Annotated in this window: 31 protein-coding genes and 1 pseudogene; 12 read left to right on the top strand and 20 right to left on the bottom strand. The window is 66.4% G+C overall.

The features are described 5' to 3' along the window. The first annotated feature begins 70 nt into the window (after positions 1 to 70). Together H0523_RS06555 and lexA are read left to right on the top strand one after the other, a co-directional pair. Positions 71 to 1,270, top strand: a complete 1,200-nt coding sequence (locus H0523_RS06555) for an amino acid aminotransferase (protein ID WP_054429952.1) — start codon at positions 71 to 73, stop codon at positions 1,268 to 1,270. A gap of 155 nt (positions 1,271 to 1,425) precedes the next feature. Further along, entirely contained in the window at positions 1,426 to 2,076 is a 651-nt protein-coding gene (lexA, locus tag H0523_RS06550; RefSeq protein WP_054429954.1) for a transcriptional repressor LexA, read from the top strand. Positions 2,077 to 2,192: 116 nt separating this feature from the next. Here lexA and lon read toward each other — a convergent pair whose 3' ends face one another. The 5 genes from lon to loiP all read right to left on the bottom strand — a co-directional run bounded on the left by lon (position 2,193) and on the right by loiP (position 9,180). Next, positions 2,193 to 4,643 carry an endopeptidase La gene (lon, locus tag H0523_RS06545; RefSeq protein ID WP_006395870.1) on the bottom strand — a complete coding sequence of 817 codons (2,451 nt, stop codon included), beginning with the start codon at positions 4,641 to 4,643 and terminating at the stop codon, positions 2,193 to 2,195. A gap of 250 nt (positions 4,644 to 4,893) precedes the next feature. Further along, complete coding sequence (gene clpX, locus H0523_RS06540) at positions 4,894 to 6,192, bottom strand: ATP-dependent Clp protease ATP-binding subunit ClpX (RefSeq protein ID WP_006395871.1); 1,299 nt, start codon at positions 6,190 to 6,192, stop codon at positions 4,894 to 4,896. Positions 6,193 to 6,287: 95 nt separating this feature from the next. After that, positions 6,288 to 6,941 carry an ATP-dependent Clp endopeptidase proteolytic subunit ClpP gene (gene clpP, locus H0523_RS06535; RefSeq protein ID WP_006395872.1) on the bottom strand — a complete coding sequence of 218 codons (654 nt, stop codon included), beginning with the start codon at positions 6,939 to 6,941 and terminating at the stop codon, positions 6,288 to 6,290. A gap of 4 nt (positions 6,942 to 6,945) precedes the next feature. Next, on the bottom strand, positions 6,946 to 8,256 hold the full coding sequence (gene tig, locus H0523_RS06530; RefSeq protein WP_054429956.1) for a trigger factor: 1,311 nt from the start codon (positions 8,254 to 8,256) through the stop codon (positions 6,946 to 6,948). Positions 8,257 to 8,424: 168 nt separating this feature from the next. Further along, positions 8,425 to 9,180, bottom strand: a complete 756-nt coding sequence (loiP, locus tag H0523_RS06525; RefSeq protein WP_054429958.1) for a metalloprotease LoiP — start codon at positions 9,178 to 9,180, stop codon at positions 8,425 to 8,427. Between the two features lie 258 nt (positions 9,181 to 9,438). On the opposite strand from loiP, the gene H0523_RS06520 reads away from it, so the two are divergent. Continuing rightward, positions 9,439 to 9,984 carry a TIGR00645 family protein gene (locus H0523_RS06520; protein WP_006395875.1) on the top strand — a complete coding sequence of 182 codons (546 nt, stop codon included), beginning with the start codon at positions 9,439 to 9,441 and terminating at the stop codon, positions 9,982 to 9,984. 96 nt (positions 9,985 to 10,080) lie between these two features. Here the strand turns inward: H0523_RS06520 and H0523_RS06515 are convergent, their stop codons facing one another. From H0523_RS06515 to H0523_RS06495, 5 genes are all read right to left on the bottom strand, one after another. Next, positions 10,081 to 10,287 (bottom strand): cold-shock protein, encoded by a 207-nt coding sequence (locus H0523_RS06515; RefSeq protein ID WP_006225311.1) that lies wholly within the window; start codon positions 10,285 to 10,287, stop codon positions 10,081 to 10,083. 288 nt (positions 10,288 to 10,575) lie between these two features. Further along, a complete protein-coding gene (locus H0523_RS06510; protein ID WP_054429960.1) occupies positions 10,576 to 11,139 on the bottom strand; it encodes a DUF924 family protein in 564 nt (187 codons plus the stop codon). 124 nt (positions 11,140 to 11,263) lie between these two features. Further along, entirely contained in the window at positions 11,264 to 11,467 is a 204-nt protein-coding gene (locus H0523_RS06505) for a cold-shock protein (protein ID WP_006220190.1), read from the bottom strand. Between the two features lie 370 nt (positions 11,468 to 11,837). Next, positions 11,838 to 12,158, bottom strand: a complete 321-nt coding sequence (locus tag H0523_RS06500; RefSeq protein ID WP_006395877.1) for a hypothetical protein — start codon at positions 12,156 to 12,158, stop codon at positions 11,838 to 11,840. 90 nt (positions 12,159 to 12,248) lie between these two features. Next, positions 12,249 to 12,647, bottom strand: coding sequence for a hypothetical protein (locus H0523_RS06495; protein WP_054429962.1), 399 nt, complete (start codon positions 12,645 to 12,647; stop codon positions 12,249 to 12,251). Positions 12,648 to 12,769: 122 nt separating this feature from the next. Here H0523_RS06495 and H0523_RS06490 point away from each other — a divergent pair, with 122 nt between their 5' ends. After that, a complete protein-coding gene (locus tag H0523_RS06490) occupies positions 12,770 to 13,069 on the top strand; it encodes a DUF2513 domain-containing protein (protein WP_054429965.1) in 300 nt (99 codons plus the stop codon). A 4-nt stretch (positions 13,070 to 13,073) separates the two neighbouring features. Here the strand turns inward: H0523_RS06490 and H0523_RS06485 are convergent, their stop codons facing one another. From H0523_RS06485 to H0523_RS06475, 3 genes are all read right to left on the bottom strand, one after another. Beyond that, entirely contained in the window at positions 13,074 to 13,346 is a 273-nt protein-coding gene (locus H0523_RS06485; protein WP_054429966.1) for a hypothetical protein, read from the bottom strand. 113 nt (positions 13,347 to 13,459) lie between these two features. After that, the gene (locus H0523_RS06480; RefSeq protein WP_054429968.1) at positions 13,460 to 13,855 is read right to left on the bottom strand and encodes a RidA family protein; all 396 of its coding nucleotides are present in this window, start codon (positions 13,853 to 13,855) and stop codon (positions 13,460 to 13,462) included. A gap of 28 nt (positions 13,856 to 13,883) precedes the next feature. Then, positions 13,884 to 15,032: a DSD1 family PLP-dependent enzyme gene (locus H0523_RS06475; RefSeq protein WP_054429969.1), complete on the bottom strand. Its 1,149-nt coding sequence runs from the start codon at positions 15,030 to 15,032 to the stop codon at positions 13,884 to 13,886. Between the two features lie 143 nt (positions 15,033 to 15,175). Between H0523_RS06475 and H0523_RS06470 the strand changes: the two genes are divergently transcribed. Further along, a complete protein-coding gene (locus H0523_RS06470; RefSeq protein ID WP_054429971.1) occupies positions 15,176 to 16,093 on the top strand; it encodes a LysR family transcriptional regulator in 918 nt (305 codons plus the stop codon). Positions 16,094 to 16,124: 31 nt separating this feature from the next. Here H0523_RS06470 and H0523_RS06465 read toward each other — a convergent pair whose 3' ends face one another. Together H0523_RS06465 and H0523_RS06460 are read right to left on the bottom strand one after the other, a co-directional pair. Next, positions 16,125 to 16,523: a RidA family protein gene (locus H0523_RS06465; RefSeq protein WP_006395884.1), complete on the bottom strand. Its 399-nt coding sequence runs from the start codon at positions 16,521 to 16,523 to the stop codon at positions 16,125 to 16,127. 74 nt (positions 16,524 to 16,597) lie between these two features. Further along, on the bottom strand, positions 16,598 to 17,788 hold the full coding sequence (locus tag H0523_RS06460) for an MFS transporter (RefSeq protein WP_054429973.1): 1,191 nt from the start codon (positions 17,786 to 17,788) through the stop codon (positions 16,598 to 16,600). A gap of 135 nt (positions 17,789 to 17,923) precedes the next feature. Here H0523_RS06460 and H0523_RS06455 point away from each other — a divergent pair, with 135 nt between their 5' ends. From H0523_RS06455 to H0523_RS06445, 3 genes are all read left to right on the top strand, one after another. Continuing rightward, positions 17,924 to 18,505 carry a TetR/AcrR family transcriptional regulator gene (locus H0523_RS06455; RefSeq protein ID WP_054429974.1) on the top strand — a complete coding sequence of 194 codons (582 nt, stop codon included), beginning with the start codon at positions 17,924 to 17,926 and terminating at the stop codon, positions 18,503 to 18,505. A gap of 132 nt (positions 18,506 to 18,637) precedes the next feature. After that, positions 18,638 to 19,129: a hypothetical protein gene (locus tag H0523_RS06450; RefSeq protein WP_054429976.1), complete on the top strand. Its 492-nt coding sequence runs from the start codon at positions 18,638 to 18,640 to the stop codon at positions 19,127 to 19,129. 102 nt (positions 19,130 to 19,231) lie between these two features. After that, positions 19,232 to 19,537, top strand: coding sequence for a hypothetical protein (locus H0523_RS06445; protein WP_054430334.1), 306 nt, complete (start codon positions 19,232 to 19,234; stop codon positions 19,535 to 19,537). Between the two features lie 19 nt (positions 19,538 to 19,556). On the opposite strand, the gene H0523_RS06440 is transcribed toward H0523_RS06445, so the two are convergent. The 4 genes from H0523_RS06440 to H0523_RS06425 all read right to left on the bottom strand — a co-directional run bounded on the left by H0523_RS06440 (position 19,557) and on the right by H0523_RS06425 (position 21,908). Further along, entirely contained in the window at positions 19,557 to 19,817 is a 261-nt protein-coding gene (locus tag H0523_RS06440; protein WP_231689757.1) for a hypothetical protein, read from the bottom strand. 194 nt (positions 19,818 to 20,011) lie between these two features. Then, positions 20,012 to 20,320 (bottom strand): hypothetical protein, encoded by a 309-nt coding sequence (locus H0523_RS06435; protein ID WP_054429978.1) that lies wholly within the window; start codon positions 20,318 to 20,320, stop codon positions 20,012 to 20,014. Between the two features lie 68 nt (positions 20,321 to 20,388). Beyond that, on the bottom strand, positions 20,389 to 21,246 hold the full coding sequence (gene kdsA / locus H0523_RS06430) for a 3-deoxy-8-phosphooctulonate synthase (RefSeq protein ID WP_054429979.1): 858 nt from the start codon (positions 21,244 to 21,246) through the stop codon (positions 20,389 to 20,391). A gap of 98 nt (positions 21,247 to 21,344) precedes the next feature. Next, the gene (locus tag H0523_RS06425) at positions 21,345 to 21,908 is read right to left on the bottom strand and encodes a cytochrome b (protein WP_231689758.1); all 564 of its coding nucleotides are present in this window, start codon (positions 21,906 to 21,908) and stop codon (positions 21,345 to 21,347) included. 69 nt (positions 21,909 to 21,977) lie between these two features. On the opposite strand from H0523_RS06425, the pseudogene H0523_RS32215 reads away from it, so the two are divergent. The 3 genes and pseudogenes from H0523_RS32215 to H0523_RS06415 form a co-directional block, all read left to right on the top strand. Beyond that, positions 21,978 to 22,535, top strand: a pseudogene (locus H0523_RS32215) (HD domain-containing protein); the annotation flags it as partial. A gap of 15 nt (positions 22,536 to 22,550) precedes the next feature. Beyond that, positions 22,551 to 22,934 (top strand): nuclear transport factor 2 family protein, encoded by a 384-nt coding sequence (locus tag H0523_RS32210; RefSeq protein WP_257225042.1) that lies wholly within the window; start codon positions 22,551 to 22,553, stop codon positions 22,932 to 22,934. Positions 22,935 to 22,960: 26 nt separating this feature from the next. Next, positions 22,961 to 24,178 (top strand): DUF1444 domain-containing protein, encoded by a 1,218-nt coding sequence (locus tag H0523_RS06415; RefSeq protein ID WP_054429986.1) that lies wholly within the window; start codon positions 22,961 to 22,963, stop codon positions 24,176 to 24,178. A gap of 23 nt (positions 24,179 to 24,201) precedes the next feature. On the opposite strand, the gene aqpZ is transcribed toward H0523_RS06415, so the two are convergent. Then, complete coding sequence (gene aqpZ / locus H0523_RS06410; RefSeq protein WP_054429988.1) at positions 24,202 to 24,912, bottom strand: aquaporin Z; 711 nt, start codon at positions 24,910 to 24,912, stop codon at positions 24,202 to 24,204. A gap of 277 nt (positions 24,913 to 25,189) precedes the next feature. Between aqpZ and H0523_RS06405 the strand changes: the two genes are divergently transcribed. Next, a complete protein-coding gene (locus H0523_RS06405) occupies positions 25,190 to 25,579 on the top strand; it encodes a lysozyme inhibitor LprI family protein (RefSeq protein ID WP_054429990.1) in 390 nt (129 codons plus the stop codon). The last annotated feature ends 74 nt before the right edge of the window (positions 25,580 to 25,653 follow it).

Genomic DNA, 25,653 nt, shown 5'->3' with positions numbered 1-25,653 from the left:
TGTTCCCAGGGTAAACCCCCCATTATCCACAGCACTTCCGACTGCGTCCACTCACCCTCAGCAGAGTCCCATGAGCACCCTTTTCGATTCCGTCGAACTCGCGCCGCGCGACCCCATTCTTGGTCTGAACGAACAATACAACGCGGACACCCGCCCCGGTAAAGTCAATCTGGGCGTGGGCGTGTACTACGACGACCAGGGTCGCATTCCCCTGCTGGGCGCCGTGCGCAAGGCGGAAATCGCCCGCATCGAGGCCGCCGCCGCCCGCGGCTACCTGCCGATCGAAGGCATCGCCGGCTACAACCAGGGCGCGCAAGCCCTGCTGATCGGCAAGGATTCCCCGCTGGCCGCCGCCGGCCGCGTCCTGACCACCCAGGCCCTGGGCGGCACCGGCGCGCTCAAGATCGGCGCCGACTTCCTGCGCCAGCTGCTGCCGACCTCCAAGGTCCTGATCAGCGATCCCAGCTGGGAAAACCACCGCGCGCTGTTCGAACGCGCCGGCTTCGAAGTCGGCACCTACGCCTACTACGACGCCGCCACCCGCGGCCTGAACTTCGACGGCATGCTGGCCGCCCTGAAGGCCGCGCCGGCCAACACCGTGGTCGTGCTGCACGCCTGCTGCCACAACCCGACCGGCGTCGACCCCACCTTCGACCAATGGAAGCAGATCGCCGCGGTCGTCAAGGAAAACAAGCTGGTGCCGTTCCTGGACATCGCCTACCAGGGCTTCGGCGAAGGCCTGCGCGAAGACGCCGCGGTCGTGCGCCTGTTCGCCGACCTCGACCTGACGATGTTCATCAGCTCGTCGTTCTCGAAGTCGTTCTCGCTGTACGGCGAGCGCGTCGGCGCCCTGACGGTCGTGGCCGGCAGCAAGGACGAAGCCGCCCGCGTGCTGAGCCAGCTCAAGCGCGTCATCCGCACCAACTACTCCAACCCGCCCACCCATGGCGGCACGATCGTCTCCACCGTGCTGAACTCGCCCGAGCTGTTCGCCATGTGGGAAGAGGAACTCGGCGCCATGCGCGACCGCATCCGCCTGATGCGCAAGCAGCTGGTCGAGAAGATCAAGGAACACGGCGGCAAGCAGGACTTCAGCTTCGTGCTGGAGCAGCGCGGCATGTTCTCCTACTCGGGCCTGACCTCGGCCCAGGTGGATCGCCTGCGCGAAGAGCACGGCGTCTACGCCGTCTCCAGCGGTCGCATCTGCGTCGCCGCGCTCAACAGCGGCAACATCGACCAGGTGGCCAAGGGCATCGCCGCGGTGCTGTAAGACACACCGCCAGCAACACCCTCAAACGGGACCTTCGGGTCCCGTTTTCATTGCCTGTCACATTACCGGGCCGATCAACGCTTGCATTTTTGCGTTATGTCCCCCAGAATGCCGCTGTATATATGTACAGTCCGACTCACCAACGGATCATCGCCATGGCCAGCAAACTCACTGATCGTCAACAGCAAATCCTGGACCTCATCCGGCAGACCGTCGCGCGCACCGGCTTTCCGCCCACCCGCGCCGAGATCGCCCAGGCCCTCGGATTCCGCTCGCCCAATGCGGCCGAAGACCATCTGAAGGCGCTGGCCCGCAAGGGCGCCATCGAGCTCACGGCCGGCGCTTCGCGCGGCATCCGCCTGAAGGACGCCTCGCCCGCCCAGACCCAGGCGCCGCTGCCCCTTCCCGGCCTGGCGCAGCTGCTGCTGCCGCTGGTGGGCCGCGTGGCCGCCGGCAGCCCGATCCTGGCGGCCGAGCACGTCGAACGCGAGATCGGCGTCGATACCAGCCTGTTCGCGCAGGCCCCCGACTACCTGCTCAAGGTGCGCGGCATGAGCATGCGCGACGCCGGCATCCTCGAAGGCGACCTGCTGGCCGTCAAGAAGGTGTCCGAGGCCCGCAACGGCCAGATCGTGGTGGCGCGGCTGGGTGACGACGTCACCGTCAAGCGCCTGCAGCGCCAGAACGGCCGCATCGAACTGCTGCCCGAGAACCCCGATTTCAATGTCATCGTGGTCGAGGCCGACCAGGAATTCGCGCTGGAAGGCATCGCGGTCGGGCTGATCCGGCCGCACACGCTGCACTGAATTCCCTGCTTCCGATCCGACGCCGGCTCGATCGCCGCGCCAAAAAAGAAACCCCGCTTGCGCGGGGTTTCTTTTTGCGGGCGCCCCTTGTGCAAAGGGGCGCCTCGGGCCAGGCATCAGTGCTTGAGCACGGGATCCGTCGAGCCCGGTTCGGCCGGCTTGGCGACCAGCGGTTCCTTGACCGCTTCGTCTTCAGCCAGCGGCTCCGGCAGGCGTTCCAGGGCCAGTTCCAGCACCTTGTCGATCCAGCGGACCGGCACGATCTCGAGATGGTTCTTGACGTTGTCCGGGATCTCCGCCAAGTCCTTGACGTTTTCTTCCGGGATCAAGACCGTCTTGATGCCACCGCGGTGGGCGGCCAGCAGCTTTTCCTTCAGGCCGCCGATCGGCAGGACTTCGCCACGCAGCGTGATCTCGCCGGTCATGGCGACGTCGGCGCGCACCGGGATGCGCGACAGGGCCGACACCATGGCCGTGGTGATCGCGATACCGGCGGACGGGCCGTCCTTGGGCGTCGCGCCTTCCGGCACGTGCACGTGCATGTCGTGCTTCTCGAACACGCTGTCGGCAAAGCCCAGGCGACGCGCCCGCGAGCGCACCACGGTGCGGGCCGCCTCGACCGATTCCTTCATCACGTCGCCGAGCGAGCCGGTGCGTTGGATCACGCCCTTGCCGGGCATGTCCGCCACTTCGATCGTGAGCAGGTCGCCACCGACTTCCGTCCAGGCCAGGCCGGTCACCTGACCGATCTGGTTTTCCTTTTCGGCCATGCCGAAGGTGTAGCGGCGCACGCCGAGGTAATCGCTGAGGTTGTCGCCCGTGACGTTGACCGGCTTGAGTTCGAAGGTCTTGCCTTCGGCCTTGGCGCGATCGCTCTGGGTCAGCAACTGCTTGATCACCTTGCGGCAGATCTTGCCCACTTCGCGTTCGAGCGCACGCACGCCGGCTTCGCGGGTGTAGTAGCGCACGATGTCGCGCAGCGCGCTGTCATCGACGGTCAGCTCGGTATCCTTGACGCCGTTGTTCTTCATCAGCTTGGGCAGCAGATGGTCACGGGCGATGTGGATCTTTTCTTCCTCGGTGTAGCCGGACAGGCGGATCACTTCCATGCGGTCCAGCAGGGCCGGCGGAATGTTCAGCGTGTTGCTGGTGGCCACGAACATGACGTCCGACAGGTCGAAGTCGACTTCGATGTAGTGGTCCTGGAACGTGTGGTTCTGTTCCGGGTCCAGCACTTCGAGCAGCGCCGACGAGGGATCGCCGCGGAAATCCATGCCCAGCTTGTCGATTTCATCGAGCAGGAACAGGGGATTGCGCACGCCGACCTTCGACATGTTCTGGACGATCTTGCCGGGCATCGAGCCGATGTACGTACGGCGGTGGCCGCGGATCTCGGCTTCGTCGCGCACGCCGCCCAGGGCCATGCGCACGAACTTGCGGTTCGTGGCCTTGGCGATGGACTGGCCCAGCGAGGTCTTGCCGACCCCGGGAGGACCAACCAGGCACAGGATCGGCGCCTTGACCTTGTCGACGCGCTGCTGCACGGCGAGATATTCGAGGATGCGTTCCTTCACCTTCTCCAGGCCGTAGTGGTCGTTGTCGAGCACGGTCTCGGCGTTGGAGATGGAGTTGTTGATCTTGCTCTTCTTCCTCCAGGGGAGGTTGATGAGCGTATCGATGTAGTTGCGCACCACGGTGGCTTCGGCCGACATGGGCGACATGAGCTTGAGCTTCTTGAGCTCGGCATCGGCCTTCTTGCGTGCCTCCTTGGGCATGTGCGCGGCGATGATCTTCTTTTCGAGCTCCTCGATGTCGGCGCCCTCTTCGCCTTCGCCCAACTCTTTCTGAATGGCCTTGACCTGCTCATTCAGGTAGTAGTCGCGCTGGCTCTTTTCCATCTGCTTCTTCACGCGGCCGCGGATCCGCTTCTCGACCTGGAGGATGTCGATTTCGGTTTCCAGCTGCGTGAGCAAGCCTTCGAGGCGCTCGGAGGTGCCGACGATCTCGAGCATCTTCTGCTTCTGCTCGAGTTTCAGCGGAAGATGCGCGGCGATCGTGTCGGCCAGGCGGCCGGCGTCATCGATGCCGGCGAGCGAGGTCAGGATCTCCGGGGGGATCTTCTTGTTGAGTTTTACGTATTGCTCGAATTGGGCGACGATCGCGCGGCGCAGGGCCTCGGTCTCGGAGCCCTGGACGGCGTCCGGCTCGATCGGGGTGACCTGGCAGGTGAAGTGCGAATCGGCGTCCTCGATGCTGTTGATGCGGGCGCGCTGGGTGCCTTCGACCAGCACCTTGACGGTGCCGTCGGGCAGCTTGAGCATCTGCAGGATGCCGGCAACGCAGCCGATCTCGTAGACGTCTTCGGGAGTGGGATCATCCTTGCCGGCGGATTTTTGGGCCACAAGCATGATGCTCTTGCCCGCTTCCATCGCAACCTCGAGCGCGCGGATGGAGCGCGGACGGCCGACGAACAGCGGGATGACCATGTGCGGGAACACCACGACGTCGCGCAGCGGCAGCAGGGGAAGGTCGATCGGGTCGGAAGGCAGGGTCTGGCTGGCAGACATAGGAGGTTCCTCGGTATGACTCGGCGTATCGGGGACAGGATGACCGGGTATACCCGGACAGCCCCGTCGGTTACGTCTGTTATGGGAACAATAGCCGAAAATTCAAGGTCCCGGCGGCCGGATAAACAAAACGGCAAAAAAATCGGCGGCCGGTATCCCGTTTTATTGGACACACCCTGGCAGTGTGCGTTCAATCAGGCGCCGGAGACAAAAAAACCCGTTACGGAAACGGGTTTTTTTGAAATATCCGTCAGGCCGCGGCATCGCGGACTTCTCCGCGCTCGGGCTTTTCGGCCGTCCCCTCTTCGTCGGCGTAGATCAGCAAGGGCTTGCCCTCGCCTTCGATCGCGCCTTCGTCGAGCACCACGCGCTTGACGTTGCCTTGCGAAGGCAGGTCATACATGGTGTCGAGCAGGGCCTGCTCGATGATGGAACGCAGGCCGCGGGCGCCGGTCTTGCGCTTGAGCGCCTTGCGGGCGATGGCCTTGAGCGCCGCGGGGCGCACGTCCAGCTCGGCGCCTTCCATGGCGAACAGCTTCTGGAATTGCTTGAGCAGGGCGTTCTTGGGCTCGGTGAGGATCTGCACCAGGGCAGCCTCGTCGAGCTCGTCCAGCGTGGCGACCACCGGCAGGCGGCCGACCAGTTCGGGGATCAGGCCGAACTTGATCAGGTCTTCGGGCTCGACCTCGGAGAACAGCTCGCCCACGCCGCGCTCGGACTTGGCGCGCACGGCGGCCGAGAAGCCGATGCCGGACTTTTCGGTGCGGTCGCGGATGACCTTTTCCAGCCCGTCGAAGGCGCCGCCGACGATGAACAGGATGTTGGTCGTGTCGACCTGGACGAAGTCCTGGTTGGGGTGCTTGCGCCCGCCCTGCGGCGGCACCGAGGCCACCGTGCCTTCGATCAGCTTGAGCAGGGCCTGCTGCACGCCCTCGCCCGACACGTCGCGGGTGATGGACGGGTTGTCGGACTTGCGGGAAATCTTGTCGATTTCATCGATGTAGATGATGGCGCGCTGCGCCTTCTCGACTTCGTAGTTGCAGTTCTGCAGCAACTTCTGAATGATGTTCTCGACGTCTTCACCAACGTAACCGGCTTCGGTCAGCGTGGTGGCGTCGGCCATGACGAACGGCACATTCAGCATGCGCGCGAGGGTCTGCGCCAGCAGCGTCTTGCCCGACCCGGTGGGGCCGATCAGCATGATGTTGCTCTTGGACAGCTCGACTTCGTCGCCCTTGATCTCGCCGTGGCGGATGCGCTTGTAGTGGTTGTAGACGGCCACCGCCAGCATGCGCTTGGGCGAACTCTGCCCGATCACGTACTGGTCGAGGAACGTCTTGATTTCAGCCGGAGTGGGCAGCTCGGAACGAATCGCCGCGCGCGCGGTCGCCTGCGCTTCCTCGCGGATGATGTCGTTGCACAGGTCGATGCATTCATCGCAGATGAATACGGACGGACCCGCGATCAGCTTGCGGACTTCGTGCTGGCTTTTATTGCAAAACGAGCAATGCAGCACTTTAGCGTCTGCCGATCCCTTTTTTTCTGGCATATGTATTCGTATCTCAGGTAAAGAAGCGCCGGACCGGGTGAAGGGCCCGGCGCTTACTCAAACATGGCAACAGCGGGTGGGACTCAACCGGGAAGTCAGCCTTCCGAACGGGAGGTCATCACCTTGTCGACCAGTCCATACGATACCGCATCTTCGGCGGACATGAAGTTGTCACGTTCCGTGTCCAGGGCGATGCGCTCGATCGACTGGCCGGTGTTGTCGGCCAGGATGCGATTGAGACGCTCGCGCAGGTCCAGGATCTCGCGAGCCTGGATCTGGATGTCGGAGGCCTGGCCCTGGGCGCCGCCCGAGGGCTGGTGGATCATGATGCGCGAGTTGGGCAAGGTGAAGCGCTTGCCCTTCTTGCCGGCCGCCAGCAGGAAGGCGCCCATGCTGGCCGCCAGGCCGGTGCACAGGGTCGACACGTCCGGCTTGATGAACTGCATGGTGTCGTAGATGGCCATGCCCGCGTACACCGACCCGCCAGGCGAGTTGATGTACAGGGAAATGTCCTTGTCAGGATTCTCCGATTCCAGGAACAGCAACTGCGCCACGACCAGGTTGGCCGTCGCGTCGTTGACCGGACCCACCAGGAAAATGAGCCGCTCGCGGAGCAGACGCGAATAGATGTCGTAGGCGCGTTCGCCGCGCCCCGACTGCTCGATCACCATGGGAATGTAGCCCAGGCCGGTGGGGGTCACCGACGACCCGCCATTCATTGCCGCATAGAAATCGGTGAATCTCTGCATAGTGTTACGCCATCCCCATCAACTGATCGAAAGGCACCTTTTCGTCGGTGACCTTGGCCTTTTCCAGAACGTGCGCGACGACGTTGTCTTCGAGCACGATAGCCTCGATTTCAGCACGACGCTGGCGGTCGGCCAGGTAATAGCTGACAACCTGGGCGGGTTGTTCGTAGTTTTCCGCGAATTCCTCGATGCGGGCGCGAACCTGTTCCGGCTTGGCTTGCAGCTGGGCTTGCTTGACCAGTTCCGACACCAGCAGGCCCAGGCGCACGCGGCGCTCGGATTCGGTGGAGAAGGCTTCGGCCGGGATCGGCACCGACTCGGCGTTGGGCACGCCACGCTGCTTGAGCTCTTCGCGAGCGGCGGCGATGCGGCCTTGCACGTCGTTGTCGATCAGCGACTTCGGCACGTCGAACTTGCCGGCTTCGACCAGGGCGTCCATCACGCTGGACTTGGTGCGGCCTTGCGAGCGCACCTTGACTTCGCGTTCGATGTTGCTGCGGATGTCGGCCTTCAGCTTTTCGATGTCGCCTTCGGCCTGGCCGAGCGACTTGGCGAATTCGGCGTTCAGCTCGGGCAGGACGCCTTCAGCCACTTCCTTGACGGTGATGGTGAATTCGGCGGTCTTGCCGGCGACTTCCTTGCCTTGGTAGTCATCGGGGAACTTGAGCGGGAAGACCTTGCTTTCGCCAGCCTTCAGGCCGCGGGCGGCTTCTTCGAATTCCGGCAGCATGCGGCCTTGGCCGAGCACGAACGGGAAGTCTTCGGCCTTGCCGCCTTCGAACGGCACGCCGTCGATGGTGCCGGCGAAGTCCAGCGTGACACGGTCGCCGTCTTGCGAGGCGCGGCCTTCACGGGCTTCGAACGTGGCGCGCTGCTTGCGCAGGACGTCCAGGGTCTGCTGCACTTCGGCGTCGGTGACGGCGGTCTCGAAGCGGGTCACGGCCAGGGCCGACAGATCCGGCACGGCGACTTCGGGGTAGACCTCGAACGTGGCGGTGAAGGCCAGCGTGTCTTCGCCGACGCCTTCCGTCTTGGGTTCCAGGTTCGGGGCGCCAGCGACGCGCAGCTTGGCGCCGTCGACGGCTTGTTCGAATGCACGGCCGACCTGGCTGTTGATCACGTCGTAGCGGATGCCGGGGCCATGGCTGCGCTCGAGCATGGCGAGCGGCGCCTTGCCGGGACGGAAGCCGGGAACCTTGGCGGTACGGGCCACGCGCTTCAACTGCGCCTGGACTTCCTTTTCGACGTCGGCCACCGAGACGGCCAGATCAACACGGCGCTCGAGGCCGGAGAGGGTTTCAACCACAGGCTGCATTAAAAGACCTATTTTCCGAAAGATATGAGATGACGGGCGGATAAACGCGGCATTTTACCGGAAACTTCCGGACCCCTGACGCAAAGGGGCGCGAGCACCCGGATAAGCCCGGATGCTCGCGCCCCGTTTTCCACCCGGAAAGGGCGGCAAATTGCCCGCCAGGGCGCTTTATTTGGCCTTGGCGATGCGATCTTCGATGTGCTGCGCGCGCTTGGCCGAAGACGGGTGCGAGCTCATCATATCGCTCTTGCCGCCGTCCAGCTCGGCCAGCTTCTGGAACGCCGTCACCAGGCCGCGGGTGTTCAGCTTCTTGGCTTGCAGCTGGTCGAACGAGTAGTCGTCGGCGGCGCTTTCCTGCGACTGCGAGAATTGCGCATTGATGAACTTCTCGGTCAGGTCGCCCAGCTGCGACGAGTTCAGGGCGGCGACCGTGGCGCCACCGGCGGCGCCGGCGGCGTCGCGCGCGGCCGAGACCGTGTAGGCGGTCTGCATGGCCTTCTTGCTGTGGCCCAGCGCCACGTGGCCGATTTCATGGCCGACCACGCCCAGCACTTCGTCGTCGGTCATCATGTCCATCAGGCCGCTGTAGACGCGGATGCAGCCGTTGGCCATGGCCCAGGCGTTGACGTCCTTGGTGACGTAGACCTTGTAGTTGGCCTTCTGGCCGTTGACGGTGCCGCCCAGCTGCTTGGCGATCTTCTGCAGGCGCACGTCGTACTTGCTGCCCGGGGCGGCAATCTTTTCCTGGGAATCGCTTTGCGCGCAAGCCTTGTCCGACAAGGTCTTGATTTCGGCATCGCTCAGGGTGGCGGCCTGCACCACCTTGCTGCCGGCGCCCACCAGACCCCCGATATCGAGGGCATGCGACGCGGAATAAGGGGCAAGTGCGACGGCCAGCGCGGCAACGGTGTAGCGGATCTTCATGGAAAAAACTCCTCTTGACTGACTCTGTTCGAGTGAGGCGGCAATTCTATATACGGCAAAAGCGCTCAAACCGTTTCGCCACAGAGTTTCGCAAATGCGAATTTCACTTACATAAAAGGCATGCGGAAGACTTCTTACCGTGGTAAGTACCCCTGCCCCGCCATCTATTCGTCATCAAAAACAAATGCCGGGAGAGCGCGGCATTGTTAGAATTGCCGCCGCACTTTTTCCGTATCCCTATAACGGCTCGCCCCCATCATGACCCCCAACACCCCTCCCCGTCTTGGCCTGCTGCCCAGCCTGATTTTCAGCTCGCGCTGGCTGCAACTGCCGCTCTATCTGGGACTGATCGTCGCCCAGGGCGTCTACGTGATGCTGTTCCTGAAGGAACTCTGGCATCTGCTGACGCACGCCAACAGCTTCGGCGAAATGGAAATCATGCTGCTGGTGCTGGGCCTGATCGACGTGGTGATGATCTCGAACCTGCTGGTGATGGTGATCGTCGGCGGCTACGAGACCTTCGTGTCGCGCCTGCGCCTGCAGGGCCACCCGGACCAGCCGGAATGGCTCAGCCACGTCAACGCCAGCGTCCTCAAGGTCAAGCTGGCCATGGCCATCATCGGCATCTCGTCGATCCACCTGCTGCGCACCTTCATCGAGGCGGGCACGCTGGGCACGCCCAACGCGCGCTTCTCGGAGGCGGGCGTGATGTGGCAGACCATCATCCACGCGCTGTTCATCCTGTCGGCGCTGGGCATCGCCCTGGTCGACAAGCTGTCCACGCCGTCGCACCCCAAGCACTGAACGCCCCACGCCGCGCGGGAAAAGAAAAGCCCCGGCACTGGCGTGTCGGGGCTTTCTATTACGGCCGGCCGGAGACGGCCCGCCGCGGACCTGTACTCAGGCCGCCACCTTGATGTTCTTGGCGCTGGGACCCTTGGGGCCGGTACCGACCTCGAACGTGACGCGCTGGTTTTCCTGCAGCGACTTGTAGCCTTCGCTGCGGATTTCCGAGTAGTGGGCGAACAGATCCTTGCTGCCGTCGTCGGGCATGATGAAGCCATACCCTTTTTCGGCGTTGAACCACTTGACGATGCCGGTTGCCATGGAATTTCCTCGAACCTAAAGAAGCGATTGCTCGCGGGGCGCCAGATGATCAAGGATGGGAGAGGAAAGCAACCGCAGCACCACTGACCGCGACAAGTTAAACGCAGACCGCGTCTCTTGAAAATCTCGCTGAACCCAGTGTATTGGCGAACCCGGAAAAACGTCAAATATGCGGTGATCGCGCCACCCACGCCGCGCCGGGCGCGCGGCCGTGGCGCCGCGGTCTTTCAACTCGCCATGCGTCGATACAAGCGGATACGCTCGTGTCGTCCGCCGCGCCGCCGCGTGTCAGCCGGAGAAGCCGCCGGCCTCCAGGAACTCCTGCTCGGGCTGCGTGGTCTGCCGGCCCAGCGCGGCGTTGCGATGGGGAAAGCGGCCGAAGCGCTTGATGATGTCGCGGTGCAGGACGGCCCAGCGCACCGCGTCGGCGCCCAGCGGCTCCATCAACGCGACCGCCCGGTTCTGCGCGGCCACGGTCTCGGCGTGCTCGAAGGGCATGTAGAAGAACTGGCGCAGCGCCGGATCGACGGCGAGGTCATGGCCGGCAGCGATGGCGCGCTCGGCGAACAGCAGCGCCAGCGGGTCGGTGGCGAACATGTGAGCCGTGCCGCGGTAGGCGTTGCGGGGGTACTGGTCCAGCAGGATCATCAGGGCCAGCGCGCCGTCCGGCTCATCCAGCCAGGCATCCAGCTGGCGCGCGGCGGCGGCCATGTGGGCGGCGCCGCAATGCTGGCGGAAGCGCTCGTCGAAGGCCGCGTCCTTGGTGAACCATTGCTGCGGCCCGGCGTCGCGCCAGAACGCGACGACGTCCTGCGGCGTCAGGGATGCGGGGGCTTGGCCAGGGTGGGTCATGGAGATCGTCCTCTGTCGATGGCGGGTCCGGCCAGGCTGTGCGGCGGGAGACAGGGGCAAGGATACCGCGCGGAGCCCAAATGCAAAAAAGCCCCCGAAGGGGCTTTTCCGAAAAGCCAGAACCTTACAGGACCTGGATCTTCGTGGCTTGCGGGCCCTTGGGGCCATTGGCCGTCACAAAGCTGACGCGCTGGTTCTCTTCCAGAGACTTGAAGCCCGAGCCCTGAATTTCGGAGAAGTGAGCGAACAGGTCCTTACCACCCGCTTCCGGGGTGATGAAGCCATAGCCTTTTTCCGAATTGAACCACTTAACGACGCCGGTTTCCATACTGTATTTCCTAGAGATAATGGGCAAATGCCCGGAGGTCACGAATCAATCAAGGAGGGGACAGTAGAACAATAACGCTGAGCCGGAAAAGGCACGGCACTGAACGAAAATCGCAACGCTTGTGATCGTGTGCCGACACTATCGTTATGTTCCCCTCACAAGTCAACATAATCCTAAAAAATACGTGCCAATAATGCAACAAAGAGAAACTGCGAACAGAATTTGCACGTTTTCATAGGGAAAAAGAAGTCCTGCATAGGTGTAAACACCCACGCATCATAAAAAAACAATCAAGGCTTATTTAAATGCCGCCAAAGAGCGTATTGGATGCATACGCCGTTTGGACGGGCACTTTGGTTTGCCGTCAGGCTTACTCGTCGATAGGTAAACCCAACAGATCGAGCGCCGCGCCGAAAGCATCGGGGCCCGAGCAAAGGAAAACCGCCACGTCGCCGGGATTCATATTTTCCAGGACTTGGTCGATTTGTTCTTGCGCATTATCAACATTGTCGACACTGGCGGCGTGTATGTCCGCGCCGGCTTCGACTTTCTCGGGGGGCACGATGTCGGCGATCGCGTTGAGATCGTCCACATCGGTCACGACATAGACGCTGATGCTCTCGCCATCCAGCGTTGTGTGCAGCTCAACGCCGCCCGCCACGTCGGCAACATGCCGACTCAGTATTTCCATGATCACTCTTCCTTGACTTGCGGGCCAGGCCCGCCTGGGCGCGCCCGCACGGATGCGTGTACGCCCAGGCGCGACTATAACAGCCTTATGCTAAGGCTTCCTGACAGCCGGCCCCAGCGAGCGGCGGGCGGCGCCGGACGTGGCGGCCACGCTACGGCTGCGCACCCCGGCCGCGGCGAGCGCGGCCAGCAGCGGCTTCTGGGCGTCCAGGAACACGGTCTTCTCGTCGCCGACCAGCTTGCACAGGAACATCTGGGCCAGCAGTTGCGTGCGGCGCGCCTTGCGGTTGTCGGCCTCTTGCGCGAGCCAGCTGGCCACCCAGTCGGCGGCGGCCTGGGCATCGCCCTCTTGCTTGATGTGCCCCAGCAGGTCGAACACGGTGACGCCAACGATGGCGCCTTCCTCGGTGCGCGTCAGGAACAGCTTGGCGGCCTGGCCGGTGTAGCCAGGGACCAGGGCGAGGCAATCGCGCTCGGCGGGTTTCTTCATTGATACAGCCTATCTGTGATCGGTAATCTCGCACTGTAACCCGACCCGGGCGGCTGTCGCGTCGCCGCCACGGAACTCTGCTATTGTGGGCTGTTCCACTCCAACCCCCTACGGCGGACATCATGCAACGCGATTTCGATCTGGTCGTCACGATCCTGGGAGCCCTGCGCGACGCGGCGGGCCCCAACCTGAGCACCCATGACATCAAGGAGGCCGCCCTGGCGCCCCACGCGCAGGAACAAGGTCTGCAACTGATTGCGCACCACCTGGACCTGCTGGCCGACGCCGGCCTGGTCAAGCAGATCAGCGAAACCGCGGCGACCGCGGGCGACACGCGCTGGCGCATCACCTGGAAGGGCTACGACGCCCTGGAACAGGACGAGGAAGACGATGAGGACGAGGACTTCGACGACGAGGAATGAGCGTTCAACGGCGCCGCAGGATACGCCGCGTCAGCAACGCGGCGGCGGCGCCGATCACCAGGCTGAACATGAACGCGGCGATCGCCAGCATCGCCGCCTGATCGCCGAAACCGGCCGATCGCGACAGCGCCACCACGCTGGCGCAGACCGCGAGGGCCAGCGCGGCCACGCCCGCCAGCACCCGGCCGGGTGAACGCAGGCGGCCGCAGAGCGACCCGCCCACCAATGCCAGCGCCACCATGGCGGCCATGGACCAGAACAGGTATTCGTACTGCATGCGGACGGACTCCCCTGGGATGTTGCGGCGCCCGCATTATAGGTGGGCAGGCGCCCCATCCGTCCCCGAGGCTGGATACCGGCATCCGGACCAGACCGTCGCCGGCGCCTTGTTCAACCCTGGGGAACGACGGCGACGGCGCTGATTTCCACCAGCGCCCCATAGTGCAATTCGCGCGTGGGCACGATCGCGCGGGCCGGCTTGTGGTCGCCGAAGCTGCGCTCGTAGACGCTGTTCACGTCGTTCCAGAGGCCGACGTCGGGAATGTAGACGGTGACATTGACCACCGACGCCATCGACGCGCCGGCGGCCTGCAGGATGGCGGCCAGGCTGCGCAGCGCGGCCTCGGTCTGCGCGGCGACGCCCTGCGCCAGCTGCGGCCGTTCGCCCGGCTTGGCGGCGGGCAGGAATCCCAATTGTCCGGAAACGAACACGAAGCCATTGGCGCGCACGGCCTGCGAATAGTGGCCGGCCGGCGGCGTGGCATGGGGGGTGTGGATCAGGTCCATCTCGATTCCTTTGGCGGAGCGGCCGGGCTTACCAGCCGCGAAAGCGCTGCCATTGCGCCACGACACGGCGGTCGCCGTCGCGCACGACCGCATAGGCGTCGTGCTGGGCGCAGGTGGCGCAGGCATGGTTTGGCACGATGCGCAGTTTGGCGCCCAGCGGCAGTTCCGGCAAGGCGGCGCCGCTGCCGGCGCGCAGCTTGATGATGCCCTGCTCCTGGTTGGTTTCGGCCAGCAGCAGGTCGGGGTAGACCTTGCCGTCGGCATCGCACACCAGCCCGTACAACTGGTCCACCGGCTGCCTGGCGGTGCCGCGGTCGCGCGACATGGCCATCCAGCCCGCGTCCACCAGGATCCAGCCCTTGTCGGGCTGGTGGCCGATCACCGTGGTCAGCACGGTGGCGGCGATGTCGTCCACCTCGCAGACGCCGAGCCCGGCCATGACCAGATCGAAGAACACATACACGCCGGCGCGCACTTCGGTCACGCCTTCGAGGTTGCGGGCGAAATGCGCGGTGGGCGTCGAGCCCACGCTGACCACCGGACACGGCAGTCCCGCCGCGCGGATGGCCTCGGCGCAGCCGACGGCGGCCGCGCGTTCCTGTTCCGCCATGTCGGCGATCGCCTGCACGCTGCGGCAGCCATAGGACTCGCCGGCGTGGGTCATGACGCCGCGCAGGCAGTCCGCCGCATGCAGCGTCCGCGCGATCGCCAGCAACTGGTCGGTGTGGCCCGGCTGCACGCCGGCGCGGTGGCCGTCGCAATCGATCTCGATCAGCGCGGGGATGGCGGCGCCCTCTTCCCGGGCGCGCGCGGCCACCGCCTCGGCGGCATCGATGCTGTCGACCACCACGGTCAGGTCGACGCCCTGGCGGCGCAGTGCGAGCACGCGGCCGAGCTTGGCCGGCGCCACGCCCACCGCGTACAGCAGGTCGGTCACGCCGGCGGCGGCGAATTGCTCGGCTTCCTGCAGCGTCGACACGGCCGCCGGGCCCTCGGGACGCGTCATGACGCGGCGCGCCACCTCGATCGACTTGGGCGTCTTCAGATGCGGACGCAATTGCACGCCATGGCCGGCCATCAGGCCGTTCAGGCGCTCGATATTGCGCGTCATGCGAGTTTCGTCCAGCAGCAGGCAGGGCGTTTCCAGCGTATCGAGGGTGGCGGAGGCTGTGGTCATGGCGGTATCGGCGAAACGGGAGGGGCGGATGAAAGAGAATTGACGCGGGCGCCGCCCGGGACGCGACCGCATGCCCGCAGTATGGCGCGCCACGCGGCTTGCGTGTTTAATAAGGACTTAATCAATCATTAAGGCGTTTCTGAATGATTACGACGGACGACCTGCGGTTTTTCCTGAGCCTGGCGGCCACCAGCTCGCTGGCGCAGGCGGCGCGCGCGCTGGACGTGACGCCGCCGGCCGTGACGCAGCGCCTGCACGCGCTGGAAAAGCGCCTGGGCGTGCGGCTGGTCAACCGCTCGGGACGCGGCACCGCGCTGACCGACGAAGGCCGGCTGCTGGCGCTGCGGGCCGGCCAGATCTGCGGCGAATTGAATGACCTGGCCGATGAGCTGGCAGGCCGGCGGGGCGTGGTGGCCGGCCACCTGCGCGTGGTGGCGCCGCTGGGCTTCGGCCAGCGCTACGTCGCCGGGCTGGTGGCCGATTTTCGCCAGGAAAGCGAGAACGTGACCGCCAGCCTGCTCCTGTCCGATGGACCGCCGCGCCTGGCCAGCGACGACTGGGATGTGATGATCCACATCGGCGAACTGCGCGATTCCACGCTGGTGGCCTATCCGCTGGCGCCGAACCGGCGCATCCTGTGCGCCTCGCCCGCCTATCTGGCGCGGCATGGCGCGCCCGCCAAGCCCGAGGACCTGCGCGAACACGATTGCATCGCCCTGCGCGAGAACGAGGAAGACGTGACCCTGTGGCGCTTCAAGCGCGGGCGCGGGCCGGCGGTGGGCGTGCGCATCGCGCCGGTGCTGTCCAGCAACGCCGGCGCCGCCGCCGTGGCCTGGGCCCTGGCCGGCCACGGCATCGTGGCGCGATCGGAATGGGATGTGGCCGAGCATGTGAAAACCCGCGCCCTGGTGCCGCTGCTGTCGGGCTGGACGCTGCCCGAAGCCAACGTGGTGGCGCTGGTCAAGTCGCGCCAGGAGCTGCCGGCGCGCACCGCCGGCTTCCTGGCCCACCTGCGCGAGGCCTTCGCGGCGCCGCCGTGGCGCGACAAGGCGTCCGCCTGAGGCGAGCGCCGGCGGCGCGCCTGGCGCCGGATCAGTCCAGCATGGCCTCGGCCTCGATCTCGACCAGCCACTCGGGCAGCGACAGGCCGCTGACGATGATCCAGGACGACGGCGGCGGATCGACCGGAAAGCGGTCGCGCAGCGCCTGGGCGATCGCTTCCTGATCCTCGCGCGCCGTTTCACAGATGTAGATGCGCAGCATGATGACCTGCGCCAGCGTGCCCCCCGCCGCGGCCAGCACCCGCCCGATGTTGTCCAGCGCGGCATCGGTCTGCTCGCGCAGGCCGGGGCCGACGGTGCGCTCCTGCGCATCGACGCCGACCTGGCCGGACAGCAACATGCGGCGCTGGCCCGTGACGATGACGGCCTGGCTGAAGCCGTACTGCACGGTGTTGAAGACGGTGTCGGGATTGACGACGGTTCGGGACATGATCGTGCTCCTTATGGACGCCGCGCCCCGCGGCGCGGCGTTACCGGCATTCTAGGGGCCCGCGGCCGCCGCGCTCAGGCCGCCGCGGTGGCGGGCCGGGCGCCGCGCGCCGCGTAGACCGCGACCAGCAGCACCACCGCCCCCGCGCCCGCCGCGGTCCAGAAGCCCGCGCCGACGCCATGGCGGTCGACGATCCAGCCCGCCAGCGCGGCGCCCGCCGCGACGCCGGCCCCCAGCCCCGTCACCAGCCAGGTCAGGCCTTCGGTGAGACGGCGGCCCGGCACGCTGCCCTCCACCATCGCCATGGCGATGATCATGGTCGGCGCGAACGACAGGCCGGCCAGCAGCACGCCCAGCGACAGCGTCAGCAGGTCGCCCACCCACAGCAGCGGCAAGGTGGTGAAGGCGGTCACGCTGGCCGCAATGGCCAACATGCGCGCCAGCGGCATCTGGAATTTCAGCACGCCGAACGCCAGGCCGGCGACGCACGAGCCCAGGGCATAGGCCGACAGCACCACGCTGGCGCCGGCCGGCAGGCCCTGCTGGCGGGCGAAGGCCACGCTCATGACGTCGATGGTGCCGACAATGACGCCCATGGCGGCCATCATGGCGGTCAGCTGGCGCATCAGGGGCACGCCCAATACCGACGATTCGCGGCCCGCCTCGCGCGGCTGCACCGCCGGCGCGGTGGCCCGTTGCAGCACGAAGGCGGTCACGCCCAGGCCCAGCAGCAGCGCCGCGCCGAGCGGACCGGCCTCGGGGAACAGGATCACGCACAGCCCCACCGCCAGCGGCGGGCCGATGATGAAGCTCAATTCGTCGAACACCGACTCCAGCGCATAGGCGGTGCGCAATTGCGGCCGGTCGCGGTAGATCTCGGTCCAGCGGGCCCGCGCCATGGCGGGCATGCTCGGCAGGCTGCCCGCCAGCGCCGCGAACACGAACAGCGTCCAGTCGGGCGCCTGCAAGCGCACGCACGCGGCCAGGCCCGCCAGCCCGGCCACGCAGGCGCCGGCCGCCAGCGGCAGGATGCGGCCCTGGCCATGGCGATCCACCAGGCGCGAAATACGCGGCGCCAGCAAGGCGGTGGCCAGCGCGAAGGTGGCCGCCACCGCGCCGGCCAGGGTGTAGGCGCCGCGCACCTGGGACAGCATGGTGATGATGCCGATGCCGATCATGGGCAGGGCCAGCCGCGCCACGGCGCAGGCGGCGACGAAGGCGGCGGCGCCGGGCGCCTGGAACAATTCGCGATAGGGATTCGACACCCGGAACCTCTGGGGATGTTGCAGCCGGCGGTGGGCGCCGCCGGACAGATTGACATACGAAGCGTATGCAAGATGGTATTCACATACCCAGCGTATGTCAATTAACATACGCCTCGTATGCCACTGGAGCCAGCCATGTCGCGATCGCGCGCCGAGATGATCGAAGAAACCCGCGGAAAACTGCTGTCGACGGCACGCGAGTCGTTCCGCCGCGCCGGCTATGCGGGCACGTCGATGGACGACCTGACCGCCGCCGCCGGGCTGACCCGAGGAGCGTTGTATCACCATTTCGGTGACAAGCAGGGCTTGCTGGCGGCGGTCGCGGCGCAGATCGACGCCGAGATGGAGGCGCGGCTGCAGGCCATTTCGCGCGACGCCCCCGACGCCTGGACCGCCCTGCGCGAACGCTGCCGGGCCTATCTGGCGATGGCGGCCGAGCCCGAGATCCGCCGGATCGTGCTGCAGGATGCGCGCGCGGTGCTGGGCCATGGCGGCGCCGCCGCGCAGGAACAATGCACCACGTCGCTGGGCGCGCTGCTGCAGGCCCTGATGGCGCAAGGCGCCATCGGCCAGGCCGAACCCGAGGCGCTGGCGCGGATGCTGCACGGCGGACTGGCCGACAGCGCCCTCTGGATCGCCGGGGACGACAGCCAGGCGCGGCTGGCGCAGGCGCTGCAGGCGCTGGACCTGCTGCTCGCGGGCCTGCGCCGGCCCTGATCGCAACCACCGGCGGCGAGGCCGGCACTCGCGGCAAACGCCGTCGTCGCGCATAATGCAACACTGCGTTTGATGGGCCGCCCCTGGAGACCGGCCCCCGCCCCCGCAACCCGGACCCCTCGCCCCACCAAAATGAAGCTCCTGCGCCTTTACGCCCTGGCCGCCCTGCTCGGCGGCACCGCGCTATTGCCCGCCGCGGCGCCCGCCCAACCGCCGACGCAGCAAGCCGCCGCGCAAGCCCTCGTCGGCAAATGGCGGCACCAGACCATGCTGCGCACCGTCGACGGCCAGGCGCTGCCGCCCCAGCCGTCCGGCGGCGCGGGCGTGGCCGAATTCCGCAGCGACGGCACCTGGTCGATGCAGGGCCCGGGCGCGCTTTCCAGCGGCACCTACCGCTGGCTCGACGCCAAGCGTATCGAGCAGACGCTGGAGCGATCCACCAGCGAATACGAGATCGGCGAGGCCTCCATCCGCTACGTGAAGATCCAGGGCGACCACCTGACGCTCACCCGCGTCCAGGACCGCAAGGAAATGGACAGGCTGATGCCGCCGGCCACGCCGGGCACCAAGCGTCCCGATCAGATGATCGTCACCAATCTCTTCACCCGCCTGCCCGCGGACTGATGCCTGCCGCCCCGGACGCAATCCGCTGGTAATCCAAATGCAGTATGGAAGGATGAAATCTTCTTTGCTACGCTGGGTCACCCTTGTGGAGGTCCCGTGACCATGCAACCCAAGATCCGAGTGCTTTGCGTGCAACCGTCATCGGTGATGGCCCGCTTCGCCTTCCTGGGCGTTGCGCTGCGTTGGTCGCTGGGCGCCACGCCCCGGCCGGCGCGACTGCGCATCGGCCCGCACGACCTGGCGCCGGTCGGCTCGGAAGCCGCGTTCTGGATGTTCGCGTTGCGCCACGCCCTGTCGTCGCAGTCGGTGTTGATCACGCGCGGCGACCACTGGGACGTCGCCGCCTCGATCGACGGCGACGAAATACGCGCCTTTGGCCGCAAGTTCGCGCTGCGCCAGTGTCTCTAGCGCAGCCAACCGCCCCCTTTCAATAGTCGACCCGCGGCTTGCGGTGGTAGGCCGCCAGTTGCTCTGCGGTCCAGCGCTGCCGCGCTTCCTCCTGGCAACAGCTGCGGAACACCCGCGCGCCCACGTCCAGGAAACGCCGTAGGTCGTCCTCGGTCAACTTGCCCTGCACCTGCATCAGGCAATCCGCGTAGGCGGACAGGATGCCATCCCAACCTTCGGGCTTGCCGGGCGCGATGGGCTTGCTGATCATGCGGGCCATCATTTCGTTATGGTCCATCATGTTGGTTCCCCCTGAAGCCCCGCCGTGGCCGCGCCGGTCGCGGCGGTATGACGGCACTAGCGGCAGCAAGCGCCATGCCCGCCACGCGGCGCACGGCAACGGGCAGGGCGAAGGGTGGAGAAATTACCAGCCGGGGCAGTACGGGCTTACCGCTCCTAGGGCCTGTTCACGCTACAAGGAGCCTCGCGCAGGCCCTAGAATTCGGGCAGGTCGAACACGGTATGCAGGGTGGAACTGGGCATCGGCACCGACGCCAGGTGCTCGCGCCCGTCATCGTCGGTCAGCACCCGCACCGGCCGCGAGGCCACGGACAGGCCGTCGACGCTGATCACGGTTTCGACCTCGGCGCCGGCCTTGATGGCCTCGATCACTTCGGAAGCCGCCGCCGTCACGGGGTCGCTGACCCAGCCGGGCACGCCGCGCTCGGCCAGCCCCCAGCGCACGTAGGCCACGTGGCCGCTGACGGCTTCTTTACGAACGGCGACGATTGCGTAAAACGACATCCAGGCCTCCCGAAAGTTGGTGGCCCGGATCGTATAACAACTTCACTGATCCGCGATGACAGGCGGCATCAGGGTTCGATGTCGATGGGCGCAAAGGATTTCACCAGATCGTCCAGCTGCTTGAGCTGGGTCAGGAACGGCTCCAGCTTGTCCAGCGGCAGGGCGCTGGGGCCGTCGCACTTGGCGTTCCTGGGGTCCGGATGGGCCTCCAGGAACAGGCCCGCCAGCCCCACGCCCATGCCCGCCCGCGCCAATTCCGCCACCTGCTCGCGGCGGCCGCCCGAGGCCGCATCCAGGGCCGAGCGCTGCTGCAAAGCGTGGGTGACGTCGAAGATCACCGGCCGGTTGCCGGAAACCTTCTTCATGACGCCGAAGCCCAGCATGTCCACCACCAGGTTGTCATAGCCGAAACTGGTGCCGCGGTCGCACAGGATGATCTGCTGGTTGCCCGCCTCGGTGAATTTCTCGACGATGTTGAGCACCTGGGTGGGGCTGAGGAACTGCGGTTTCTTGATGTTGACGACGCGGCCGGTCTTGGCCAGCGCCACCACCAGGTCGGTCTGGCGCGCCAGGAACGCCGGCAGCTGCAGGATGTCGGCCACTTCGGCCACGGGCGCCGCCTGCCAGGGTTCGTGCACGTCGGTGATCACCGGCACGCCGAAGTTCTGCTTGACCGCCTCGAAGATCTTCATGCCCTCTTCCAGGCCCGGGCCGCGGTAGGAGTGGATCGACGAGCGGTTGGCCTTGTCGAACGACGCCTTGAACACGTAGGGGATGCCCAGCCGGGTGGTCACGCGCTGGTATTCCTCGCAGGCGCGCAGCGCGAGATCCTTGGATTCCAGCACGTTGATCCCGCCGAACAGCACGAAAGGCTGGTCGTTGGCGCAGGTGATGGAGGGCGAGATGACGACTTCCGGGGCGGTCATGGGAGAGCGATCCTGTAAAGGTGTAGCGGGTGATAGAGCGTAATGTACAACCTGCCCGCCCCGGATCCGGCCCCCAACCGCCCCTTTTTTGCGGCGCCTCAGCGGCTGGCGGTCATGCGGCGCAGCACGCCGTCGCGCAGGACGTAATGATGGAACAGCGCCGCCACGGCGTGGATACAGGCCAGCACGATGATGCTCCAGGCCACGGTGTTGTGCAGGCCGCCGAAAAAGCGCCGCTGCTCGTGGTCGATGCTGACCAGCGTGGGGATGTCGAACAGGCCGAAGAACGCGAACGGCTCGCCCTGCGCCCAGCGGAACAGGAAGCCCAGCACGATCTGCGCCGCCAGCAGCAGGTACAGCAGCCCGTGCATGCCGGCGCCCGCCAGCCGCAGCCAGCCGCCCGAGGCCGGCGGCAGGTGCCGGCCGCGGCTCAGGCGCCAGACCACGCGCAGCACGAATACCGCCGCGAACAGCAGCCCGAAGGAGATATGCACCGATTGCAGCAGGCGCCGCGTCGGCGTGCCGCGCGGCAGGAAGCCCCAGATCTCGGCCAGGGCGAACAGGCCGACGACCAGGATCACCGTCAGCCAGTGGAAAGCGATCGTCGCCCGGTCATAGTGCGGGGTGCCGGCGGAAGCTGGCGGCGTCATCGTGGCAGTCACAAGATACACTCGTTGGCAGGAAGCAATACCCGCGAGCGTATTGAGAACAGACTTACGACAACCTGATTCATGGACACCGATACCCTGCAAGGCCGGCTCGAATTCCTGCGGCAAGCCGAAAAGCTGAAAGATGTCCTGCGCAGCGCCCGCAGTTCGGGCGGACGCCAGGAAAGCACGGCCGAACACACCTGGCGCCTGTGCCTGATGGCGATGATGCTCGAAGAAGGCCTGGCGGACCTGGATTTCGCCCGGATCCTGCGGCTGTGCGTGGTGCACGACCTGGGCGAGGCCATCCATGGCGACATCCCGGCGACGCAGCAGGCCACGGGCGCCGACAAGGGCGCCCAGGAACGGCTCGACCTGCTGCAGCTGGCCGCCCCGCTGGACGCCGCGGCGCGCGCGCGGCTGCTGGCGCTGTGGGACGACTATGAAAACGCCGGCTCGCCCGAGGCCCGGGCCGTCAAGGCGATGGACAAGCTGGAGACGCTGCTGCAACATAACCAGGGCGCCAATGCCCCGGATTTCGACTATGCGTTCAACCTGGACTACGGCCGCAAGCACACCGACGCCCAGCCCCTGTTCCGCGAGATCCGCCGTCTGCTCGATGCCGACACCGAAGCGCGCATCCGCCAGCAGGCCGCCGTGCGCGACACGGCCCCCGCGGGCCCCGCCGACGTGGTGCAGCGGCAGCTGGACGCCTACAACGCCCGCGACATCGACGCCTTCATGCCGGCCTGGGCCGAGGACTGCCAGTATTACGCCTTCCCCGACACGCTGCTGGCCAGCGGCCGCGCCGAAATCCGCGCGCGCCACGTCGAACGCTTCCAGGAACCCGACCTGCACGGCAAGCTGGTCAACCGCATCGTCAACGGCGACGTCGTGGTGGACCAGGAGATCGTCACCCGCAACTTCGCCGACGGCCCCGGCGAGATCGACGTCGTCGCGATCTACGAAGTGCGCGGCCAGCACATCGCCCGGGCCTGGTTCAAGCTCGGCCAGCCGCGATTACACGCCAGACCGGCATAGCGACGCCTCCACCAGGTGAGAAAAGCATGGGATTCCTAGACTCGCTGTTCCGGCGCAAGCCCACGCAAGACCAGTTCGCCACGCTTTTCATCGCCGCCGTCCGGCAACGGGGCTACAACGGCGAGCTCACCTACAAGGCCGATGAATTCCGCCTGCTGCACGGCGACAGCGCCTACTTCAACCTGCACAACGCCTACCACGCCTATTGCGACGCCCGCGGCGGCCAGCGCCAGGGCGCCTTGCAGGGCTACGTCTCCACCCTGCTCAGCAGCGGCCAGGCCATGCCGCACTCGCTGGCCGACGCCCGCCCCCTGCTGCGCCCGGTGATCCGCGGCCGCAGCGCCGTCGAGGCCGTGCGCATGCACCACCTGCGCAACGACGGCAACGACGCGGCGTTCCAGCCTGCCCTGCGCCCGTTTGGCGACGACTGCGTGGTGCTGCTGGCGCTGGACCGGCCGGAATCCATCGCCACCCTCACCAACGGGCCCGAGGCCTCGTGGGGCATCACGTTCGACGAAGCGCTGGCGATCGCCATCGACAACCTGCGCGATTCGGCCGACAACTTCGTGGAGGTGGCGCCCGGCGTCTACGGCGGCGGCTGGGAAGACGGCTACGACATCAGCCGCGTGCTGCTGCCCGACATGCTGGAGCGCGTCCCCGTGCGCGGCCGGCCGGTCTTCATGATGCCGACGCGCGACCTGCTGCTGGTCAGCGGCGACAACGACGACGAAGGCCTGATGAAGATGGTCGAGCTGTGCCAGCAGGTCATCCCGCACGGCCGTCCCGTGTCGCCCTGTATGTATCGCTATGGCGAGGCCGGCGTCGAGCGCTTCGCGCCGCCGCACGATGAGTTGCGGCAACGCCAGGCCTACCTGGGGCGCATGCTGGCCAAGGGCGACTACGACGCCCAGAAAGAGGCGCTGGACCATCTCTACGAGGAACAGGGCGTCGACGTGTTCGTCGCCACCTACAACCTGTTCGCGCAGAACGGCGACGCCGACGCCTCGTTCTCGCTGGCGACCTGGACCCGCGGCGTGGACACCTCGCTGCCCGAGGTCGACCGCCTGGCGCTGGTGCGTCCGGACGCGGCCGACGAGATCGGCGAAGTCCGGGTGGTCGGCTGGGAACAGGCCCTGGCTTTGCTGGCGCCGCTGCTCGAACGCGAGAACCTCTACCCGGTCCGCTACCGCACCCGCGGCTTTCCCAGCGATGCGCAGCTGGCCCAGCTGCGGGCCATGGATTGACCGGGGCCAGTCCGCCCCGCTCCCTACGCTTGCGAGGCCGGTTCGCTCACCAGCCGGTAGGCCAGCGCCCCAATGATCGCGCCGACGATCGGCGCCACCCAGAACAGCCATAGCTGCTCCAGCGCCCAGCCGCCCACGAACAACGCGGGGCCGGTGGAACGCGCCGGGTTCACCGACGTATTGGTGACCGGAATGCTGACCAGGTGAATCAGCGTCAGCGCCAGGCCGATGGGAATGGCGGCGAAGCCGGCCGGCGCCCGCTTGGCGGTGGCGCCCAGGATCACGAACAGGAAGCCCGCCGTCATCACGATTTCGGTGACCAGCGCGGCCGCCATCGAGTACTTGCCGGGCGAATAGGCGCCGTAGCCGTTGGCGGCGAAATGGCTGCCCTTGAGGTCGAAGCCCAGCTTGCCGTCGGCGATCACCGCCAGCACCGCCGCCGCGGCGATGGCGCCCAGCACCTGCGCCACCACGTACGGCAGGATCTCGCGCGCCGGGAACCGGCCGCCGGCCACCAGCCCGACCGTGACGGCGGGATTGAAGTGCCCGCCCGAAATATGGCCGACCGCGAACGCCATGGTCAGCACCGTCAGGCCGAACGCCAGCGCCACGCCGGCGAAACCGATGCCCAGCTGCGGAAACCCGGCCGCCAGCACCGCCGCGCCGCAACCGCCCAGCACCAGCCAGAAGGTGCCGAAGAATTCCGCGCCGCAGCGCTTCGATAGGGGATACATGACTTGCCTCCGCAACAGAAAACCCGACGGTAGCCCGCGACGCGAATTGCGACTTTCAAACAATGCAAATTCGTTTTGATTCTTGACAGTACTTGACGATCACCGCCCGGGCCATGATGCAATGCGGCTAGGCCGAACAGCTTGCCGCGGACACCGCCCGCCCCCCTGGACATGGCGCGGCGTCGGCCAGGAAAACGCCGATGGGCGACTGGCGGTATGCTTGGCCCACGCGCAGATATCCCGGTGCGCGTTGCCCATTTTTCCAATCCACGCCGCCATGATCCGACACGCCCTCGCGCTCTCCCTGCTGCTCTCTCCCGCCCTGGCACTGGGCGCCTCCACGCCGGACTACATGGGCCAGTACGACCGCTGCCTGCGCGACGCGGGCGTCACCAACAACGGCACCGTGGGCGCCTGCGCGGAAGGCGTCTCGGCGGCCGCCAAGCGGGAAATCAACGCGCTCTACGCGCGGATCCAGGCGCGCCTGGCCAGCGATTTCCCGCAAGACGCGGCCAAGCTGGAACAGACCCAGAAGGCCTGGCTGGTCTATCGCAACGGCCAGTGCGACCTGGCCGGGGCGCATGTCGGCTCGCCCATGTACGAGTACTGCCCGATGCTGCTCAATATCAGCCGCGCCGCCGAACTGCGGGAACTGGCGGGCGACTGAACGGCACGACGCGCCGGCGCTTGCCGTGTCGCGGCGGGATTGGTAACTTTGCGGTGCTCGGCCTCGCGTTCCCC

Origin of the sequence: Achromobacter insuavis (genome assembly GCF_902859645.1) — a bacterium.
GTDB lineage: Bacteria > Pseudomonadota > Gammaproteobacteria > Burkholderiales > Burkholderiaceae_B > Achromobacter > Achromobacter insuavis.
This window is presented reverse-complemented; position numbering and strand designations above follow the sequence as displayed.